Genomic DNA, 20,542 nt, shown 5'->3' on the forward strand with positions numbered 1-20,542 from the left:
CTGACAACTCGCAACTGAACTGGCAACTGGTAACTCATATTTTCGTAGGCTACGGTTGTGCCTTCCCTTAAAACGCCCGATACCACCTTTGATAGCCGTCAGCAGAAAGCTTTGCTGGTGCATGAGCGGTTGTGCGCAGAGTATGGGGCGCCGTTTCCGTTTTTCAGCACCAAAGATCCGTTGAGTGAGTTGGTTAGTGCTTTGCTTTCGCATCGCACTCGCAACCAGGACTCGCACCGAGCCTACCAGCAGCTAGTAGCCCGCTTCCCGACCTGGGAACTGGTGCGCGACGCCCCTACTGAGGAAGTGCAAGAGGCTATTAGTTCGTGCACTTGGCCCGAGCAGAAGGCGCCACGCATTCAGGCGGTGCTACGCGAAATTAGTGCGCGGTGCGGCGGACCCTGCGACCTAGCATTTCTGGCCGACAAGCCAGTAGCGGAGGCGCGGGCGTGGCTGGAATCTATTTCTGGGGTTGGCCCCAAAACCAGCGCGGCGGTGCTGCTCTTCAGCAAGCTGCACATCCCGGCCATGCCCGTCGACAGTCACCACCACCGCGTAGCCCAACGTCTCGGGCTTATCGGCCCGAAAGTAGGAGAAGGAGCCGCCCACGCGCTGCTGGCTGCCCTACTCCCACCCGGTTGGGACGCGCAACAGGTCTACGACCACCACGAGGCCTATATGTACCACGGCCAAAAGTGCTGTTACTTCCACACGCCCGCCTGCGGCCGGTGCGTGGTACTCGACCAATGTCCCTTCGGGCAGGAACGGGTGAAATTATCAATGAAGAATGAAGAATGAGGAATTGGCCGTTCAACGGCTTTGGACGAGGACGTTGAACGGCCAATTCCTCATTCTTCATTGATAACTGACCTTACGCAGTCGGGTCGTTCTGACGGGGCCTCACCCCCTAGCCCCCTCTCCCGTGGAGAGGGGGAACTAGATTCTATATTTTTGGAGGTAGACTTTTATTAGAGCTAGTTCCTCCTCTCCACGGAAGAGGGGGTTACGCGGCCCTACCAGGTGGCGGCGCGCAGCTGCACGTTGCCGGCCAAAGAGCCAGAGGCGCGCAGGCCAAACTCATAGATGGCGCCGGTGTCGTTGCCGGAACCGCTGTTGGCCACGTTCACCCACTCGTCGTCGGCATCCGACAGCCAATGGTAAGCGACCAGCGTGGGCACGCTCGGCTGGTTGGCGCCCGTCACGCGCATCTCCAACGACTCGCTGTAAATAGTGCGCTCGGGGTAGCTGGTGTCAAACAAAAAGCCGTCTTTCACCCGGAACTCCACCACCCGGAAGGCCAGCAGAAAATGCAGGGCCTTGTCGTTGGGGCGGGCCAGCGCGGAATTCAGAAAGGCAGTATGCAGCTTCAATTCGGTGCCGGGATTAAGGGCTGTCCGATCGAGGCGGATGGCGTTTTCGCAGGGAATCTGGCTGCGCTGGTGCAGAAAGGCATTGGAGCCGCGCACCGAGAGCTTGAATTCGAAATGATAAAACACTTTCATATTGGCGGCGGGCGCCGGGGTGCCTATATCGAGCCCGGTGAGGGCAATGTCCACTTTCACGTCGCCGAACAGAAAGCGCTGAATGTTCTCGAAGCTCTCGTAGCTATTGACGATGCCGCGGGGGCCGGAATGGGCGCGGTGCACGTTGGCCACAAAGGCCCGCTGCGCGTGCGGGTAATCACCGTAGGCGGGGCGCGGACCGGCCACCAGGTAGGCGCGGTCTTGGCGCACGAGGCCGTCGGAATAGGCGCCCGTTACGTTGCGCACGGCCCCGTACGAGTTGTAGTCGGAGCCGATGAGGTTGAGGCACCTTTCCACGGGGAAATCACTCGCGCCCAGGCTGTGCACGTCATACAAGTAGTCTTTGTCTTGATTTTTCTGCTTGAGATTCAAGTATTCCCGCATCCGTTTTTCCTGGAAAATGTTGGAATCGTAGGGATTAAGGGCTTGCACAACGGCCTGCTCCAGAAAATCGGGCAGCCGGCCCAGGTCGATACCCCGGTGAGGCGTACCCATGGTCACGAAGCGGTGCACCACATCCTGAGCGGCCTTCTGGTGTTCGAGGGGCATGATGTTTTGCATCATGCAGCGGCTCACGAGGCCGCCCATGGAGTGAGCCAGCAGAATCACTTTGTAGCCCGTCAGGGGGTCGTGGGGGTTGCCGGTGGCGGCGCGGAGGCGGGCCGGTATTACGTTGAGCACCAAATCGGCCAGCTCGCGGGCGTGGTCTTCGATGGAGCGCACCTGCCCGCTGATATAGTCTTCGTCGTAGAAGCGCGACACCCAGATGCTGCGCTCGGGGTGGTCGGCTTCGCGCAGACCCTCGTTCACCGAGTCGAAGTAGCGGTAGTTGCCCAGCTTCATAAACCGGATTAGCTGCCCCTCGAAAATGTCGGCTACCTGCCGGTTGCCCCCGACGGCCTGCAACGGGTTGCCGGGCACGGCCGGCGCCGGGCGCTTCTCCACTGAAGTAGCCGAGAAGCCGTAGTACCCGTCGTTGAATACTTCCTCCCGCTCGCCGGGCGTCATGGCGTACCCCCGCACGTACACAATAGGGTAATAGCGCGGGTCGAATTCGATAAGGTTGGAATCAGACATCGGAAGGAATAGGTAAATGGAGAACTAGTTCAAACAGCTTCAATCTTTGTAGCATCAAGCCAAGCCGCCCCTACCGTGCCCGTTTTTCTACATCTCAAAGCCAAGCCTAACGCCCGTGCCAACCAGCTCCTGCGGGGCCCCGATGGCACCCTGACCGTGCGGCTGAAAGCGCCGGCTCAGGATGGCAAGGCCAACGCCTGCCTGCTAGCGTATCTGGCGCAAGTGTTCGGGGTAAGCAAAACGGCGGTGCTGCTGGTGAGTGGCCACACAACGCCGTTCAAGAAGGTGGAAATAATGGGCTTGGAAGAGGTTGCCGTGCAGGCAATCGTGTTGCAGCTAGCGGCGGGCTGATCAGCTTGGTTAGCTGGTTTGCGCGTGTTGCAGCCCCTGCTGCATTTTGGCGGCGTAGGTGGCAATGGCGGCGGCGCGGTCTACGCCGTTGATGATGCGGCGGGCGTTGTGGTAGTCGGTGATGCTGCCGTGCAGATAATGCCCCAGTGCCTTGCCCGTGAACAACCCCTGCCGCATTCCCAACGAGGCAATTCGGTAGCTCACGGCCGGGTCCAGGGCCAGCTCCGGGTTCTCTTCGAGGTCCAGGCTCAGGCGGTGACCGAATTGCCGGTAGTTGGCGCGGCCGGTTAGCTGCACGTAGCCCCGGCCCTTGTAGCGGGCGCCGTCGCCGGGCTTGGTGTTGCCTAGCACCTTGCCCACGCGGGTACCGGGGTCGTAGCGCTGAAAGTACTCGGGCTTACCGAACTCCTCGATGGGCTGCCATCGGTCGGCGCACTCGTGGCGCACGGTGGCCAGCAGGTAGGCCGCCCAACGCACGTCGGTCAGGCCAGGGTCGGCTTCCACGAACGTCAGCAGCTGCTCGATGCCGTCGACTTGTGGCTGCGTAAAGCGAAAATGACCCGCGTTGCGGTACAGGTCGAACAGCGTGGAGTGACTGAACTTCATGGCCTAATCCTTACAGGCGGCTAAGCCGCGGTGAAAAACAGGCTTTCCGGCCGGACGCTGGCGCACACACCAGCAAGCCTGCCAGGGAAAGCAGAAAATCGACAGCAAGCACGGTGGAAGGGCACGGCGCCAAAAGAAGGCGCTAAGGAGCAGAAGAAGCGCTTAAATATATAAAAACATAAATATATTTCTCCGGCACCCCTGTCGAAATTATTTCAGGCAGCCTGTCCGGAGGCATCCATCACCCTACTCGACAACTATAGGCGAGCTTTGCGTATAAGCGGACACGCCGGGGTGGCGCTTTATTTTCTTGCGTATGACGTTTCCTACCTGGGCACTGGCTGGTTTTTGGGGTCTTGTATCGGGGTCGGCGCTGCTGCTGGGCGCGGCGGTTGGCTACTTCACCAAGGTGCCGCAGCGGCTGATTGCCGCCATTATGGCCTTTGGTAGCGGCGTGCTGATTTCCACTCTTTCGCTGGAGCTGATGGAAGAAGCCTACAAGAAAGGCGGCTTCAATGCCACGGCCCTTGGTTTTGTGGGCGGCGCGGCCGTGTACACGTTGGCCAACTGGCTGCTGGCCCACCACGGCGCCAAGCACCGCAAACGCTCCGGCGACCAACAAAAGCAGGAACGCTCATCCGTAAAGCAACCCAAAGGCGACAACGCCGAAGCCGACAACGGCATGGCCCTGGCTATTGGGGCGCTGCTCGACGGCATTCCCGAAAGCATTGTGATTGGGCTGAGTATGCTGGCGGGCGGCGCCGTGAGCATGGTGGCCGTGGTGGCCATTTTCCTCTCCAACCTGCCCGAAGGCCTGTCGAGTGCGGCGGGCATGAAAAAAGCCGGCCGGTCGTCGAGCTACGTGCTGCTGCTGTGGGCCGGCATTGCCGTTATATCGGGCGTATCGTCGTTGCTGGGCTACACGCTGTTCAGTGGGTTTTCCGATGAAGTGGTAGCTGGCACCATGGCCGTGTCGGCCGGCGCCGTGCTGGCCATGATTGCCGACACCATGATTCCGGAAGCTTTCGCAGAAGCCCACAATTTCACGGGCCTGATTACCGTATTAGGGTTCCTGGTTTCCTTCTTCCTGAGTAAGATGGATTAAGCTGCTTGCCAAGTGGCAATCCGTTTGTACAACGCAAAATAGTGCGTCCCGGCTATCGTACGTTCGCCCTGAAATCCTCAACTTTGAACTTTTGTGTTCCAGGAATTTGATTTCCCTGTTTCACTGGCTGTTCGAGCTGTAGCGCGGAAGCCACAGGAAATCCGTTCCGCGACGAGCACAGCGAGTATCCGGTACGGCGCCAACGCGTAGGAACTCGCGTTGCTCGTCGCGGAACGGATTTCCTGTGGCTTCCGCGCTACCTCAAGCATCGTATCGATTACCAATTAGCAACTTATTCATGGCTCTATCACCCGATCCATCTGCTATTCAACCGTTGCTGGACGCCCTGGCTTTTTCGCCCGAGAATGTACCACTACGCAAGCATGTAGGCGGTTTACTAGTTGAAGCTGGCCGGCTGGCCGAGGCCGAAGACCTGTACCGCGCGGGCTTGCGCCAAGTGCCCACCGATGCTGATTTGCAGCTCGGGTTAGCTAAAACCTACGCGGGCCTAAGCAAAACCTCGGCGGCTTTTGTAGTGGTAGAAGAGCTGCTCGAAGCCCACCCCGACCACGCACGGGCTCACTTGCTGCACGCCCACCTCTTGGCCACCACGGGCCAGCTACCCGCCGCTCGCGAAGCCTACGAAACCGCTTTGCACCACAATCCTACGCTGGAAGATGCCGAGCTGGCTGCCAAGCTGCGCGAACGGGCTCCGGCCCAACCCGCGCACGGCGGTCCACCCACGGCGGCGCCCTTCCCTGGCTTGCCCGTAACCGATGAACAGGCCCTGTTTGGCAACCTCGAAAAGCCGGAAATCAACTTTTCGGATGTGGGCGGCATGGAAGCTCTCAAAGAGGAAATCCGGCTGAAAATCATTCACCCGCTGCAATTTCCGGATCTGTACAAGGCCTACGGCAAAGCCACCGGCGGCGGACTGCTGCTCTACGGCCCGCCCGGCTGCGGCAAAACCTACCTGGCCCGCGCCACAGCCGGCGAGGTGCAGGCCTCCTTCATCCACGTCGGCATCAACGACATTCTGGATATGTGGCTCGGCAACAGTGAGCGGAATCTGCACCAGCTCTTCGAGCAGGCCCGCTTGCAGGCCCCGTGCGTGCTGTTTTTCGATGAGGTAGACGCCCTGGCCGCCAACCGCCACGACCTGCGCCAAAGCGCCGGCCGGACGGTTATCAACCAGTTTCTGGCTGAGCTCGACGGCGCCACCGCCTCCAACGACGGCGTACTTATTCTGGCGGCCACCAACGCCCCCTGGCACCTCGATTCCGCCTTCCGCCGCCCCGGCCGCTTCGACCGGATACTGCTGGTAACCCCACCCGACGAAGCCGCCCGCGCCGCCGTGCTGGAAGTGCTGCTGCGGGGCAAACCCGTAGCGCCCTCCGTCAATTTACGCAAGCTAGCCGCCGCCACCAGCGGCTACTCTGGCGCCGACCTGCAAGCCGTGGTGGATGTGGCCGTAGAAAACCGCCTGCGCGAGTCGATGAAGGCTGGCAAGCCCCTGCCGCTGGAGCACGCCACGCTAGCCGATGCTGCCGGCAAAGTGCGCGCCAGCACCCGCGAGTGGTTTGCTACTGCTAAAAATTACGCCCTGTACTCCAACGAAGGCGGCGTCTACGACGACATTCTGGTGTACCTGGGCATCAAGAAGCCGTCGGCGTAGCCAGCCACTGCGATGGAAACTATGCGCGCCGACAGGTGGCAGGAAGCAGTACAGCACTTGCTGGCCGTGCGCCGACCCGAGCAGGCCGAGCAGGTAGTTCGGCGGCATCTGGCAGCCGATCCGCAGGAGGCAGTGGCGTATGAGTTGCTAACAGTCACGCTTCTAAACCAATCAGGACGTGCTACCGAGGCCTTAGAAACCATTGTGCAGGCCATTGCGCTTGATGCCGAAAGCAGTGATGCTCACTACTTCCACAGCGTAGCACTATTGCGTAGTTCGCAGACGTACGCGGCTTTGCAAGCTATTGGCGAAGCACTGCGCCTTGATAGCCAAAATGCGAACTACCACGGCTACAAGGCAGTTATTCTGAACACCCGGCGACAAGAAGCTGACGCATTGTGGGCCGCTAATGCGGGTTTGGCCATCAACCCGCGCAATCTGGAATGCTTGTATCAGCGCATTCTGGCTCTTAGAAAACTACAGCGGTTCCCGGAAGCCACAGCTACTATCATGCAGCTAGCGCAGCAGCATCCAAACCATGCCCTATCGCAACGGCTTTTAGGGGAAAGTGCGCAGCGCGACATGCACCCGTTGGTGGCGGAAACCCACTTTCGAGAAGCCCTGCGGCTGGATCCTAGCGACAGTGTGGCACAGGAAAAACTGTTACGCCTACTACTAGATCGTGGCGAACAGGCCCTTCTGTACCGCGCTTACCCCTCTGCCGTTGCTTGTTTTCAGGAAGCGGTACAACTGAATTCAACGCTTGCAGTAGCACAACAGCTTCTGCTACAGGCCTTGCGTGCCACCATGTGGTGGCACGCGCCACTGCGGTGGGCGTCTGGTTGGACGTCTGATGTGCAGAGCCAATGGCGCAATTCCGGCTTACCCGGCAAGCTACTAGGCATTGGCAGGGCCTTACTTTATTGTTTACTGTTACCTGTTCTGCTTGTAGTTTATCTGCTTAGCTTAGTGCTGGATTGGCGATATAAGCAGCAACTGGCCACGCCAACGCCTACCGACGCTTGGTTTTTCGGGGGTATCGGATGGGGCTTTGCGGCATTGGCTGCTGCCCTGCTACCGCCCTGGCCGCCGCTGATCTGGCTACTGGTAGTTGGTGGTTTAGTTTTTCCCTTGCGCAATTACTGGCTGCGCTTCCGAAAAGGGCAAAAGCATTTCCCGCTGGGAGTTTGCCTGCTGCTCTCACCGGGCGGCAATGCGCTATTGAAAGCCTACAGCCTGCTAGGCGCGACAAACGCAGCCGAAGACTGCCGTGGCTTTCTGGCTTTTTTCGGACTTTTTCTTTTGCTCTATCAGGTTTTCCGACCTGTGCGCCGATACCCCGTGTCGTAGATATTCTTTCAGAAGACAATTATCCATTAATTAAGTACCGCTTATCCCATGGAACAACCCAACTGGCCCGACCGGATTCTGTTGCTACTGCGCCAGGGGCGCGCCCCGCAGGCCGAGCAGGAACTGCGTCGGGCGCTGCAGCAGGATCCCAACAATCCGCTGGCGCACGCCTGGCTGGGCATGGCTCTGCTCGACCAGCAACAGCTAACGCAGGGGCAGCAGGAAGTTGAAACGGCCATTGGATTGGCGCCGGAATACGACTTTGCCTATTACTTGCTCAGCCTCGCGCATCAGCGCCAGCAGCGGCTACCGGCGGCGCAGCAGGCCATCGAGCAAGCCCTGGCCCTCGACCCCACCGACCCTAACTACCACCACTTGCTCGGGCAGATTCGGTTTCAGCGGGGCCAGTGGGAAGGCGCGTTGCGGGCCGCCGAAGCGGGTCTTTACTACGATGCCCAACACGTCGACTGCCTTGGCTTGCGGGCCCGCTGCCTGGCCCGCCTCGGCCGCCCCACCGATGCCGCCGACTCGCTCCAGCAAGCCCTCCGCCACGACCCCGACGATGCCGGCACCCATGCCGATGCCGGTTGGGTGGCCCTCGAAGCCGGTCAGCACCACGCCGCCCTCGACCATTTCCGCAACGCCCTCCGCCTGAACCCCACTTCCGACTATGCCCGTGAGGGACTCGTGGAGGCGCTAAAGGCGCGCTATTGGATCTACCGGTCGTTCCTGCGCTTCAGCGTCTGGACGCAGGGCTTAGGCGACGGCACGCGCCGCCTGATGTTTTTTGGCATTTACATATTGGTGCGTTTCGTGCCGCTGCTGTTGCCGCTGTACTTGCCGCTGGTGTTTATGAGCTGGTTTGCCGATCCTATTTTCAACGGCTTACTGCAACTCAACACCTACGGCCGCCACGCTCTTTCCGAAGCCCAACGCCGACAGGCCCTGGTATTTATGGGCACCGTTGGGGTGGGGGCCGCCCTGCTGGTTGCTGCTGCGCTAACTGACTTTGCGTGGGCCAGTGTGCTAGGAAGCAGCTTATTGATGGCCCTTTTCCCCCTGATGGTAGCGCTCCGGCCCAACGTGGCGGAACGCCCGCGCCAGTGGGCCATAGCGGCAACGGCGGCCTTGCTGGTGTTAGGGGTAGCCGGAGTGGGGCTACAGGTGCTAAACATCGAAGGCGACCTTTCTAAAGGTGCAATGGGCCTCATGTTCATTATCTGGCTGCTGTTTATCTGGGGCACCGCATTGAGCTAGGAAAGGCTGAAGGCCTATGTTGAAGCCTCTCGCGTGCATAGTTGAACGGGGGTAGAGACGCGATACTTCGCGTCTCTACCCCCGTTCAACTATGCACGCGAAATATTTTAGGCGGACGGCGGATAGAGCAGGTTATTGCGAAGGGTACAAGGCCGGACTTTACTATTTGCACACTAGCCTAGACGTAAAAAAGCCGTCAGATCCCCCCTCTGACGGCTTTTTCTCCCTCTCCCTACTCACTTAATGCCGGGTTATTCTGTGCTTGGTAGCACGTCGGTATCAAGAGTACTATACGCTTTCCTTCGCCAGTTCCTTGCGGTAGGTGCGCTCAAAGTCTTCGTCTACATGGTAGGTTGATTCCTCGTGCTGGCTTAGGTCGAGGCCGAGGGCTTCTTCCTGCAGCTTCACGCGCAGGCCGAAGAACCGGTCGGTTAGCTTGAGCAGCACCCAAGAGCCTACGAAAGAATAGGCAATCACAATTACAAGGCCGAGCACGTGGTAGCCGAATACGGTGGCAGTACCGTGGATCAAACCAACTTTGTCGGCGAAAACACCGGTGAGCAACATGCCCACTATGCCCCCGAGCCCGTGGCAGGGAAATACGTCGAGCGTATCATCGATAGTGGTCCGGCTGTTTTGCCAATGCACCGCCACGTTGCTGACCAGGGCGCCTACCACCCCAATAAGCAAGCTTTGGCCGTAGGTCACGTAGCCCGCGGCGGGTGTAATAGCCACCAGACCAACCACGGCTCCAATGCACGCGCCCATAGCCGACGGCTTGCTGCCCCGCACCACATCGGCTAGCATCCAAGCCACAAGGGCAGCGGCCGAAGCCAGGTTGGTGTTCACGAAAGCCGTTACGGCCAATTCGTTGGCGCCGAGGGCCGAGCCGGCATTGAAGCCAAACCAGCCAAACCACAGCAAGCCCGTACCGAGCAGTACGTAGGGCACGTTGGGGGTTGAAAACACCGTGTTAGTCAAGTGAGTGGCGCGGCGGCCGAGCACGGTGGCCCCCGCTAAGGCGGCGATACCAGCTGAAATATGCACAACTGTGCCGCCGGCAAAATCAAGCACCCCCCATTTGCGCAGGAAACCCTCGGGATGCCAAGTCCAGTGGGCTAGCGGGCAGTAGATGAACAAGCAAAACAGCACCATGAAGACCAAATAGCCTTTGAAGCGCACCCGCTCGGCAAACGACCCCGTGATAAGTGCCGGCGTGATAATGGCAAACTTAAGCTGGAAGGCGAAAAAGAGAACAAACGGAATAGTAGGCGATAACAACGGATGCGGCGCCGTGCCCACATTGCGCAACATGGCAAACGTGAGCGGATTGCCAATCAAACCATGCCAGGAGTCGCCGTAGCTAAGCGAGAAGCCTACAAAGTAAAACACAATGGAAATGACGCCTAGCGCCACGAAGCTTTGCAGCATGGTGCTAATAACGTTCTTAGGCCGTACCATGCCGCCGTAGAAGAACGACAACCCCGGCGTCATAATCAGCACAAAGGCCGTTGCAATTAGCATCCAGGCAACATCAGCGCCGTTGATGGCTCCGGGGGCCGCCGCAGGATGCGGTACCTCTACAAAAGCAGCTAGCAAGGCCAAGGCCACAAGCGTCACCAGGGCAAACAAACTCAGGCTGGTAGGCCGCTTCGATACAGGAATCATAGCTCGTAGTTAGATTACACTCACGTCTCGAAGGCTAAAGTATACAAACACGGTGTAAAAACTGACAACATGCCCTAATTTTTAGTGGCATTCTTTTATTTAGTTATGCTTTTCCAGCAGTAGCACCCTTCTTCAAGAACCCGCTCCTCAAAAGCAGCCTATTAGAAAAGCTAAGGGTTAACTTAATAAAGACGAAAAGGAGTGTAGCGCGGAAGCCACAGGAAATCCGTTCCGCGACGAGCACAGCGAGTATCCGGTACGGCGCCAACGCGTAGGAACTCGCGTTGCTCGTTGCGGAACGGATTTCCTGTGGCTTCCGCGCTAAAAAGCTCAAACGGGCCCCAACCGTCGAAATATCGACGGTTAGGGCCCGTTTGGGACGGTTGGGATTGGGGTTCCGGCTGCTTTTGGTTAGCGCGGCGGAGAGGTTATTTCTCGTGTCGGCCTTCGACGTTGTCTAGGTACTTTTGGGCGGAACCGGTGTTGAGGAGGAGTATTTGCTCCTCGGGTTTCAGCCAGCCGCTTTCGAGCAGGTGACGAGCTGCCATCCAAACGGCGCCACCTTCGGGCGCTACAAACAAGCCTTCCAGCTGCGCTAGCTCGCGCATGCCTTCCAGCATCTGCTCGTCGGTGATGCTAATGGCGGTGCCCTGCGACTCGTCGAGGACTTGCAGCATCAGTTGCTCGCCGAGGGGGCGCGGTACGGCCAGGCCGTTGGCAATGGTGGGCCGGCCAACGTAGGCGTGGCAGTTGGGCTGCTGGCCGCCGCGGGTTGCTACCAGGGGGCAGCAGTTGGCGGCCTGCACGGCTACCATGCGCGGCAGCTTGGCATCTTGGGGCAGCCAACCGAGGGCTTTCATCTCCCGAAACGCCTTCCAGATACCAATCAGGCCGGTGCCGCCCCCGGCGGGATAGAGCAGTACGCCGGGCAACTGCCATTTGAGTTGTTCGGCCAGCTCGTAGCCCATGGTTTTCTTGCCTTCGAGGCGGTAGGGCTCTTTCAGGGTCGAAACATCGAGCAGTTCACCGTTGGCGTTCAGTTCCCGGACGCGGGCGGCGCAGTCGTTGATGAGGCCCTCGACGAGGTGAACTTCGGCGCCGTACCAGTAGCACTCTTCTTTAAAGGCTTTGGGGGTGTGGCGCGGCATCACGACTACAGCCCGCAGGCCAGCGCGGGCGCAGTAGGCGGCCATGGCTACACCGGCATTGCCGGCGGTGGGGATAATGCAGCCGGTGGCGCCTAGCTCCAGAGCTTTGGAAACGGCCATGCTCAGGCCGCGGGCCTTAAAGGAGCCGGTAGGATTTTGGCCTTCGTCTTTGAGGCGTAAATCGTGCAGGTGGTAGCGCGCACCGAGGCGTTGCAACTCCAAGAGCGGCGTCCAGCCTTCACCTAAGCTTACCCGGTGGGCCTCGTCGAACAGCGGCAGCAAGGCCCGGTAGCGCCACATCGAGTTTTCGGTGGCCTCAATGCATACTGTGCGGGGCAGCGGTTCTGCCAGGTTGTAAGTGGCGAGCAGCGGCTGCCCGCAGCACTCCGACACGCGCTGTAGAGTGAAGGCGGAGTAGGCAGTGTGGCAGGCGGCGCAGTGCAGCTCGTGCAGGCGGGTGGAGGGGGCAAGAAGAGTTTTCATAGCGAACAATCAACGCAAACCTCCTCCGTTGGTATTCCTGAAACGAACGGCTATTTGGAATAGCCTATTCCGCCTTGGAATAGTAGCGCCGCGTGAATTGCACGAAGCTCTTGTACGGCACGTTGTTTTCAGTGCCTTTGCGCTGCACAAAATCGAAATGACGGACCAGATTCAGGTCCCAGATGCGCACCTCCTGTAACTCCCCCGACTCCAGTTCTTTGAGCACCGCCTGCCGAGGCAGAAAGGCCAGGCAGGTATCAACCCGCACGAAATTCTTGAGAGCTTCCGTACCCCCGAGCCGCACTTTCACCGACAAATCGGTGAGCTTGATGTGATGTGCCGCCAAGGCTTCCTCTAGCACGGCCAGCGTGCCGGAGCCAGTTTCGCGCAGGGCGACGGGTACTTTGGGCAAGTCGTGGGCTGTTAGCTCCTGTTTGTGAATGGGGCTGCGGGTGGAGCACACTGCCACTACTTCGTCGGTGAGTAGGGGCGTGTAGGTTACGTTGCTGACTTTGTGGATGCCTTCGATGATGCCGAGGTCGATTTCGTGCTCTAGCAGCGCCTTCAGGATGTTTTCGCTGTTGCGGTTTTTGAGGGTGAGCTGGGTGTTGGGGTACTTGTTGAGGTAGGCCGAGAGTACCGGCGGGATGACGTAGAGCGAAATGGTGGTGCTGGCCCCAATTACCATGCGCACCTGCGGCGAGAAGTCGTTGCTGAGAACCGTGAATTCCTGATGCAACTCGTGCTGCAGCTGTTTGGCCAGCAGCAGCTTGCTATACAGCAGCTCACCGGCCGGGGTCAGCATGATGCTGTTGCCGAGCCGCTCAAACAGGCCAATTTTATAGTGCTCTTCCAGCGCTTTCACCTGCTTGCTCACCGCCGACTGGCTTAAAAAGAGCGTTTGTCCGGCCTTAGTGAAGCTGAGCTGCCGGGCTACTTCCAGGAAAATTTCGTGCGGGTGGGAAAGCATGGGAAGAACGGGGTCGGGAGGATGCAGCAAGGTAAGCAGCCGTGCTTGCGAAATACGGCTCTAGGTTGTCTGGAGCCTAGCGCAGAAACTCGTTCCGCGACGAGCCGCAGGTGGGTTCCAACGCGTTGGCGCAATGCTGAATACTCGCTGTGCTCGTCGCGGAACGGATTTCCTGTGACTTCCGCGCTACTCTTTCCACTGACTCTAAAACAAGTCAGAGGGGCTATTCGGAAAATATGTGTAAAATTTTGTCATTTATTTGATTGTTATTCTAAGATGAATTTGTAAGTTCCGGTCCCTATGCTATTGCGGGCTATCGGCAGCGGCTTCTATCGTTACCGGCCGCGCCTAGCCCGCGCTATTATCGGTTGCTTGACGGCGGCCAGTTCGTGTTTTATTCTTAACCATTACCTGTATGGGGACATCCTTGCTGATGCTGGTGGCCGTAGTAGGCGCCTTGCTGTATCAGAATTTCAGTAAACGCGTGCGGGAGTTGAGTCAACGACTGCAAAAGCGCGAAGAAGAACACTTGGCTCTCTCAGGAACTGTGGAGCGGCTGCGCCAAGAACTGCAACGACTTCAACCGCGCCAAGCACCTCCGCCGGTGGCACCGGTACCACCGCCCATAGTGGCAGCGCCACCCGCCATAGCAGCACCAAAAGTCGCCGAACCACCTACTGCTTTAGACTGGTATAAATCGGCGGCGCTAACACCCGCTACGGCGGCCGAACCTACCCCACCGGCAGCGGCCACACCTCCCGCTACGGTGCCACCCGCGCCGGTTGCACCACCCCTTCAACAAGCAGCCGAGCCAACACCAGCGCCCATTGAGGCTCCTGCTGCAACTGCTCCTGCGGCTCCTGCCCCGCCCGTAGCACCTCCCGCCGCTGACGCAGCCACTCCAGTGCCGAGGCCTCCTCTCCCTACTCCGGCACCAACACCAGCTCCGGCGCCAACAGCGCGGCCCGTGTCAGCACCTGCCCCTCGTCCGGCTCCGCGGTTGATTCCGGCACCAGTGGCCGCCGCACCAGCAGGTCCGAGTTGGTGGGACCGGGTAGAACAACTGCTACTCGACAATTGGACCGGCATTTTGGGGGCCATAATCCTCGTGACTGGTATCGGGTTTTTGGGCGTTTATACCGCCTTGCGCGTTAGTGCGCCGGCCCGCTTCGGCATGATTAACGCCTTTGCGGTGGCGCTGCTCGGGTTGCATTATTATTTGCGGCCCAAGCCGTTTGCGGCGCAGCTGCACGTATGGCTGCAAAGCAGTGCGGCGGCCGTGTTTCTGTTTGCCTGCGTGGGCGCCGTGAGCGTGCCGGGTTTGCAGTGGGTGGAGGCCCCGTTTAGCTACCTGCTGCTTTTGGCGGGCGTAGCCGCCAACCTGTGGCTGGCGTGGGACGCGAGTCGGGAATCGGTGGCGACGCTGCACGGGGTGCTGAGTTTGGTGGCGCTGGCAGTGCTGCCGCACGACTTACTGGCACTGGCCGCGGCGGCGGGGGTCACGGCGTTTAGCATTGCTATTACGTACCGGCAGCGCTGGCGCTATCAGCTGCTGCTTAGCATCATCAGCTTTTTCTTGTTTCACCAATACTGGCACTATTCGCTCGTGGCGGTGGCCCCGCCTTCCAATCTGCTCCGGCTAAGCGCTATGGGGCTGGTGTTGCTGGTGGGCGTAGCGGCAGCGGTAGTGCAGTATCGGAAGGTGTACGCCAGCGTGCGGTTTGACGCGCTGCTGTTTTCGGCCCACGTGCTGAACTGGACTTGCTTGGGCATCAACCTCTACCAATACAGCACCGGCTCGCCCTGGAAAACCGTACCGCTCGGCTTGGGCGCCCTGCTCACGTTTTGGGTGGCCCGGCAGGCTCGGCAGCTCGGCATCCGGTGGCTGTTCCGCACCGACAGCATCATTTCCTTGATTCTGGCTTTGTTTACGGCCTTTTCGTTGCAGGGCTGGCATGCTACCGGCACGCTCGTGCTGCTGTTTATGCTGCTCGAAACCTTGCTGATTGCCTTCATTATGGCCCGGGAACGGGAAGTGGTGGTGTTTCAGGTGGCATCGGCCGGCGCTTTGCTGGTGGGCGTGGGCCTGCTGGTGCTCAATATCGCGCAGATTACCTCGTACACCCCCACAGAGCTGCACCGCAATGCGGGCTTGCTGCTGCTGGCCGGGCTATTCGGAGCGGGCTATTTCCATTTGGTGCAACGCCAAGCTTTACTGGATAACGCCGACGAGCCGAGCGGCCAGGAGCTATACCGCGGCTTTGGGGGCATGGTGGGCGCGTTATATCTAGGTGGGGCGGCCTTGCTGGTGCAAGCCCTGTTTGGCGTTCCGAATCCGCCGGTAATGGGGCTGCTGAGCGGCGCTACTGCGGCTGCCGGGGCACTTTTCGGGGTGGCCTGGTGGCTGCGTTCAACTCGCGGCTGGTTCCGGACTATGCATTTGCTGTGCGGGCAGGCCCTGGTGATAATCGCTATTTTAGGGCTGCACAAGGCGGGTTTGGTGTGGCCGGCCGTAGCCGTGGTGCTGTACCTGGAAAGTATGTTGGTAGCGGGGATCTTGGGCCGCCGCAACGAACCGGCCGCTTATCGGGCGCTGCTGGTGGGCACCGTGCTCAGTGGTGGCTGGCTGCTCTTGGCCGCTACTACTTTGCTGCTGCATCTTTCGGGACCTGAGTTGCACCGCAATGCGCTACTCTTGTTACTGGCCGCTTTCAGCAGCTCGATTGCTCTGCACCTGACGGGGCGCTTGCCACAACTGGCCGCACTGTTGTTTGAGCCCAACGACCGGAGCTTGCACAGTGGCCTGCGGGTGCTGGCGGGCCTGTTTTACTTAAGTGGCAGTTTGCTGCTGACGCAGGCGTTGTTTGGCTTTGCTACGCCACCAGTAGCCGCACTGACGAGTGGTTTGGCCGCGGCGGCAGGCGGCGTGTTTGGGTTGGCGTGGTGGATGCGCGGCAGCTCGGGCTGGTTTCGGCCGCTGCACTTGCTGCTGGGTCAATTGCTGCTGGCCGTAGCCATCTTGGGCTTGCACGAAGCGGGCCTCTCCTGGCCGGCTACGCTCACGCTGCTCTACCTCGAAACCCTGACGCTCACGTTGCTACTGGCCTGGCGGGCCGAGTGGCCGGTGTACCGGGTTCTACTTTATACGTCGGTGCTGCTGGCGGCGGCCCTGGCTCCGCTGGTGTATGGCACCAGTCATGGGCTCGTCTCAGACACCCTGCGGGCCTTGCTGCTGACGGGCGCGGCGCTGGCTACGGTCGGCGCGCAAGCCTGGCTACATCGGATGGCAGCGCCGGTGCTCGATGCAATGGCTCTTTCCTATAATCCGCTTTACCGGCTGCGCCTGCTTGGCACCCTGGCCGGACTGTTGCTGCTAGCCGCGGGCGGTTTGGTGTACGAATACACTTGGGCGGGTTGGGTTGTTGCTGGCCTGGCAGGCACGCTTCTGGTATTGCGGCGCTACGCAACGGTACCAGGTTTATGGTTGGGTTTGCTATTGCTGACTGTTGGCTACCACGGGTTGCAGTGGAGCGAGGTACTGCCGGTACAATCGACTTTTCAACCTTTCCCGCTGCTAGGCTATCTGCTGCCGCTGCTGGCACTGTCGGGCATCGGACTGGCCTGCTCGTGGTGGGAAGGCCGGCAACAGTACGTGCGCTGGCCCTGGCTGTATCTGCTCGGCTTGCACGCCACGCTGAGCATTTGGGTAGCCTTCGCGCCGCGCACCGAAGCCTTGCCGGTATTGCTGTGGGTGCTGCTGGCCGCCACCGCGGCCGAAACGGCCCACGTAGTGCGCCAGCGCCTGGTTACCGCGGAAGTCCTGGCCCGGCACGGCCACCCCGACCGGTTCCTACTGCACCTCACCTACGGTTTGCTCACGCTCTCCTTGTTTGGGCACCTCGACTTGCTGGCAGCCTCTTCCCCCGACCTGCTCCTAGGCTTCCCTGCGCGCCGCTTCACCGCTGCGGCCCTGCTGCTGGCACTAGGTGGCTTTGCGTGGCAGCGCCTGCCTACTACCAAGCCGGTGTATCGTTCCACGCAGTACGTGCAGCCGCTGCTTCCCGAGCTGACGGTGCTCTTCGCTGCCTTCACGCTGTGGTGGGAAATCAAGGTGGAATGGCAAGCGCTGCTATGGATACTGCTAGCCTTTGCGCTGACTTTGGGTGCCCGCCAGTTGCCCTACCGGCTCCGGCGGGTACGGGTGTACGGCGTGTTTTTCTTTGGCGCCGCCGTGCTCTGGAGCAGCTACGTGGCCTTGGCACACCTCGCCCCCGGCCAACTCCTAACGGCCCGCTGGCTGGCCGCTGCCACCACTGTAGTACTGCTTTTCGTTTACGCCGCCGTATCGTTCAACCAGCCGCCGCTGCCCACCGATGACGCCTATTGGCCCTCGGGGCTGGCGCCGCTGGCTGCTCTTGGCCGGTTGCCACTGCCGGTGCTGGTGCCGGTGCTGCTGTATCCGTCCTTCGTAGCGCTCATGCTGTTCCTGGTTCAGTCCTTCGACAACTCGGTGCTAACGGTGCTGCTGATGGTGGAAGTCATGGCCGCCTTCATCAGCAGCCTGCTGCTCCGCCGCCAGGACCTGCGCAATGCCTCCCTGGTAGGCATTGCCATCTGCCTGGTACGCCTGGTTTTCCACGACCTAAGCCAGAGCGGCACCATCACCCGCGCCATCGTCTTCATTCTCATGGGCTTGCTGCTGCTGGCTATGAATGCGCTGTACGCCCGCTTCAAAGACCGTTTCGCACCCGCCCCGGAGACAGAAGAATAGGGCCTCACCCCCCGCCCCCTCTCCCGTGGAGAGGTGGAGCCCGACGACACAACGCCGCCCGTTCGGCTGGCGCCTCACGAACGGCTACCGCAGTGTACGTTGGGTTTCAGGAGTGAGAGTTGGTTTTTAGGAATAGAAAAACTCATGAAAAAGTCTCGAGGCAGTCTGCCTCGAGACTTTTCAATTTATTACTAAGAGGTAGCCGTTCGTGAGGCGCCAGCTGAACGGGCGGCGCTGTGTCGTCGGGCTCCACCTCTCCACGGGAGAGGGGCCGGGGGTGAGGCCCTACAGCCCCATTATGGCCGCGTACACGCCGTTCACCACTTCGGCCATGCGCTGGAAATCCAGCGTGTCGATGGTATCGGAAGGCAGGTGGTAGTTGGGGTTGCGCAGGAAGGAGGTGTCGTTGATCATGAGTGCCTCGTAGCCGTATTTCCAGTAGTTGCGGTGGTCGGAGAGGCCGGCCAGGCCCATTTCGGCGGGCAGGTTGATGCGCTGCACGTCGATGCCGGCCTTGGTTTTCATCAGCTCCTGCACTTGCTGAGTGAAGCTTTCCTGCCCCACGCGGCCCACTACCGTGATAAAATTGCCGGTGTTGGGGTAGAGCGCGGCCAGCTGCTCATTGGGGAAGCGCTGCGAGCCGGGCTCGTCGCGGAAGTAGCCGATCATCTCGTAGCAAAGCATGGCCCGCACGGGCACCTTGGCGTCGTGCAGGGCCTTGGCGTGTACGGCGCTGCCCATGTATTCAGTGGCGAAATAGGGCGGCTCCTCATTGGGATACGCTACTAACTCGACGCGGTATTTGGGGTTGGCGCCGAGGGCTTGCAGCAGCCGGGCTGTTTCCAGTAGGCCCGCTACGGCGCTGGCATTGTCGTCGGCGCCGGGCTGGTTGCCGCACACGTCGTAGTGAGCCCCTATTACCAGGCGTGGCGCATCTTTTGGGCCGAACCATAAGATGATGTTGCGGTACTGCCGACCGTCGGCCTTAAAGGTTTGCTCTTCCACGTGGCCGTTTTCCAGTTTCATAAAATCCGCTTTTATATAGTCGGCGGCCTGGTTGAGCGATTGGAGGTTGCGGTAATTACGAGCGGGTTGCAGCGAGGTCAGAAACTTCACATCGGCATGCAGTCGGTTTTGGTCGGCACGCGTAGCTTGGGGGGCTTGAGAAGACATAGCAGAAGGAGAGGAAGACGAGCCACGTTGCGAGCCAGCATGCTCACAGCCCGCCGCGCCGAGCAGGGCAAACAACAGTCCGTACGCGTAGCTCTGGAGATGATGCATGAGCAGTAAACGAGGAAAAGGGGAATGTGGTCATGTCATTCTCTGCCTACCTTAACGGCACAGAAACCCCCTGTACCATGGCGCTTCCTTACCAGAGAATTATTGTAAAAATTGGCTCCAACGTCCTCACGCAAGAAGATGGCCTACCCGATACGGCTCGTATTCAGCACCTGGTCGACCAGATTGCCGCCCTCAAAAAAACCGGCAAGGAGGTAATTGTGGTGTCGTCGGGGGCGGTGGCGGCAGGGCGCAGCCTGGTGACGGTTTCGCCCAAGGCCGACGCCGTAAGCAGCCGCCAGCTGCTGGCGGCGGTGGGGCAGGTGAAGCTGCTGGCCACGTATGCCGAGCTGTTTCGGGAACACGAGCTGGTGTGCGCGCAGGTGCTTGTGACCAAAGAGGACTTCCGGGACCGGCAGCACTACCTGCACATGCAAAACTGCTTCCGGGCGCTGCTGCAAAACAGCATCATCCCGGTGGTTAACGAAAACGACGTTATTTCCGTCACCGAACTGATGTTCACCGACAACGACGAGCTGGCCGGCCTCGTGGCCTCGATGCTGGATGCCGATGCCCTGCTGATTCTAAGTAACGTAGACGGCATCTTCGACGGTGACCCCAAAGCCCCCGGCGCCCAACTCATTCCCGTCATCGAACCCACGACCACCAGTTTTTCCAGCTTCGTCACGACGCAACGCTCACAGTTCGGGCGCGGCGGTATGATTACCAAATGCCACATGGCCCGCAAAGTGGCGCAGTTGGGCATAGCCGTGCATATTGCCAACGGAAAAACAGAAAACGTACTGCCCCGCCTCCTCGCCGAGGAAGTAGCAAACACCCGATTCGTTGCTAACCGAACCGCTTCGCGCAAAAAGAAGTGGCTGGCCCACGCCGAAACCGCCGCCAAAGGGGCCGTGCAGCTCAACGCCGGCGCCAAAGCCGCCCTCACCACCCCCGGCAAAGCCACCAGCCTGCTGCCCGTGGGCCTACTCGGCATCATCGGCACGTTCGCCAAAGGCGACATCATCCGCTTGCTCGACGAAGCCGGCAAACCCATCGGCCTCGGCATAGCCGAATACGGCGCCGACAAAGCCCTGGAACGCCTCGGCCTGCAACACCAAAAACCCCTGGTCCACTACGACTACCTGTTTCTGAACACCGAAATCAGCTAAGCCGTACCGCGGAAATCCGTTCCGCGACGAGCAACGCGAGTTCCTACGCGCGTGAGCCGCTCGGTGCAGTATCGGATACTCGCTGTGCTCGTCGCGGAACGGATTTCC

At 60.0% G+C, this 20,542-nt stretch carries 14 protein-coding genes; 8 read left to right on the plus strand and 6 right to left on the minus strand.

From position 1 onward, the window contains the following. Positions 1–57: 57 nt before the first annotated feature. Positions 58–798, plus strand: a complete 741-nt coding sequence (locus VF639_RS22470; protein ID WP_331148196.1) for an endonuclease III domain-containing protein — start codon at positions 58–60, stop codon at positions 796–798. Between the two features lie 215 nt (positions 799–1,013). Here the strand turns inward: VF639_RS22470 and VF639_RS22475 are convergent, their stop codons facing one another. Next, the gene (locus VF639_RS22475) at positions 1,014–2,600 is read right to left on the minus strand and encodes an esterase/lipase family protein (protein WP_331148197.1); all 1,587 of its coding nucleotides are present in this window, start codon (positions 2,598–2,600) and stop codon (positions 1,014–1,016) included. Between the two features lie 75 nt (positions 2,601–2,675). Between VF639_RS22475 and VF639_RS22480 the strand changes: the two genes are divergently transcribed. After that, positions 2,676–2,951, plus strand: coding sequence for a DUF167 domain-containing protein (locus VF639_RS22480; protein ID WP_331148198.1), 276 nt, complete (start codon positions 2,676–2,678; stop codon positions 2,949–2,951). Between the two features lie 9 nt (positions 2,952–2,960). On the opposite strand, the gene VF639_RS22485 is transcribed toward VF639_RS22480, so the two are convergent. After that, complete coding sequence (locus tag VF639_RS22485; protein ID WP_331148199.1) at positions 2,961–3,557, minus strand: hypothetical protein; 597 nt, start codon at positions 3,555–3,557, stop codon at positions 2,961–2,963. A gap of 316 nt (positions 3,558–3,873) precedes the next feature. Between VF639_RS22485 and VF639_RS22490 the strand changes: the two genes are divergently transcribed. The 4 genes from VF639_RS22490 to VF639_RS22505 all read left to right on the plus strand — a co-directional run bounded on the left by VF639_RS22490 (position 3,874) and on the right by VF639_RS22505 (position 8,944). Next, positions 3,874–4,662 (plus strand): ZIP family metal transporter, encoded by a 789-nt coding sequence (locus VF639_RS22490; protein ID WP_331148200.1) that lies wholly within the window; start codon positions 3,874–3,876, stop codon positions 4,660–4,662. A gap of 298 nt (positions 4,663–4,960) precedes the next feature. Then, on the plus strand, positions 4,961–6,337 hold the full coding sequence (locus VF639_RS22495; protein ID WP_331148201.1) for an ATP-binding protein: 1,377 nt from the start codon (positions 4,961–4,963) through the stop codon (positions 6,335–6,337). 12 nt (positions 6,338–6,349) lie between these two features. Further along, complete coding sequence (locus VF639_RS22500; protein WP_331148202.1) at positions 6,350–7,687, plus strand: tetratricopeptide repeat protein; 1,338 nt, start codon at positions 6,350–6,352, stop codon at positions 7,685–7,687. Between the two features lie 48 nt (positions 7,688–7,735). Continuing rightward, on the plus strand, positions 7,736–8,944 hold the full coding sequence (locus VF639_RS22505; RefSeq protein ID WP_331148203.1) for a tetratricopeptide repeat protein: 1,209 nt from the start codon (positions 7,736–7,738) through the stop codon (positions 8,942–8,944). A gap of 288 nt (positions 8,945–9,232) precedes the next feature. Here the strand turns inward: VF639_RS22505 and VF639_RS22510 are convergent, their stop codons facing one another. The 3 genes from VF639_RS22510 to VF639_RS22520 all read right to left on the minus strand — a co-directional run bounded on the left by VF639_RS22510 (position 9,233) and on the right by VF639_RS22520 (position 13,213). Then, a complete protein-coding gene (locus VF639_RS22510) occupies positions 9,233–10,612 on the minus strand; it encodes an ammonium transporter (protein ID WP_331148204.1) in 1,380 nt (459 codons plus the stop codon). Positions 10,613–11,040: 428 nt separating this feature from the next. Beyond that, positions 11,041–12,243 carry a threonine synthase gene (locus VF639_RS22515; RefSeq protein WP_331148205.1) on the minus strand — a complete coding sequence of 401 codons (1,203 nt, stop codon included), beginning with the start codon at positions 12,241–12,243 and terminating at the stop codon, positions 11,041–11,043. Between the two features lie 64 nt (positions 12,244–12,307). Next, a complete protein-coding gene (locus VF639_RS22520; protein WP_331148206.1) occupies positions 12,308–13,213 on the minus strand; it encodes a LysR family transcriptional regulator in 906 nt (301 codons plus the stop codon). 415 nt (positions 13,214–13,628) lie between these two features. On the opposite strand from VF639_RS22520, the gene VF639_RS22525 reads away from it, so the two are divergent. Continuing rightward, positions 13,629–17,984, plus strand: coding sequence for a hypothetical protein (locus VF639_RS22525; RefSeq protein WP_331148207.1), 4,356 nt, complete (start codon positions 13,629–13,631; stop codon positions 17,982–17,984). A gap of 285 nt (positions 17,985–18,269) precedes the next feature. On the opposite strand, the gene VF639_RS22530 is transcribed toward VF639_RS22525, so the two are convergent. Further along, positions 18,270–19,265, minus strand: coding sequence for a M28 family peptidase (locus VF639_RS22530; RefSeq protein ID WP_331148208.1), 996 nt, complete (start codon positions 19,263–19,265; stop codon positions 18,270–18,272). A 77-nt stretch (positions 19,266–19,342) separates the two neighbouring features. On the opposite strand from VF639_RS22530, the gene proB reads away from it, so the two are divergent. Next, positions 19,343–20,434: a glutamate 5-kinase gene (gene proB, locus VF639_RS22535; protein WP_331148209.1), complete on the plus strand. Its 1,092-nt coding sequence runs from the start codon at positions 19,343–19,345 to the stop codon at positions 20,432–20,434. Positions 20,435–20,542: the final 108 nt, after the last annotated feature.

The organism is Hymenobacter sp. (assembly GCF_036387835.1).
In the GTDB taxonomy this organism is placed as follows: domain Bacteria; phylum Bacteroidota; class Bacteroidia; order Cytophagales; family Hymenobacteraceae; genus Hymenobacter.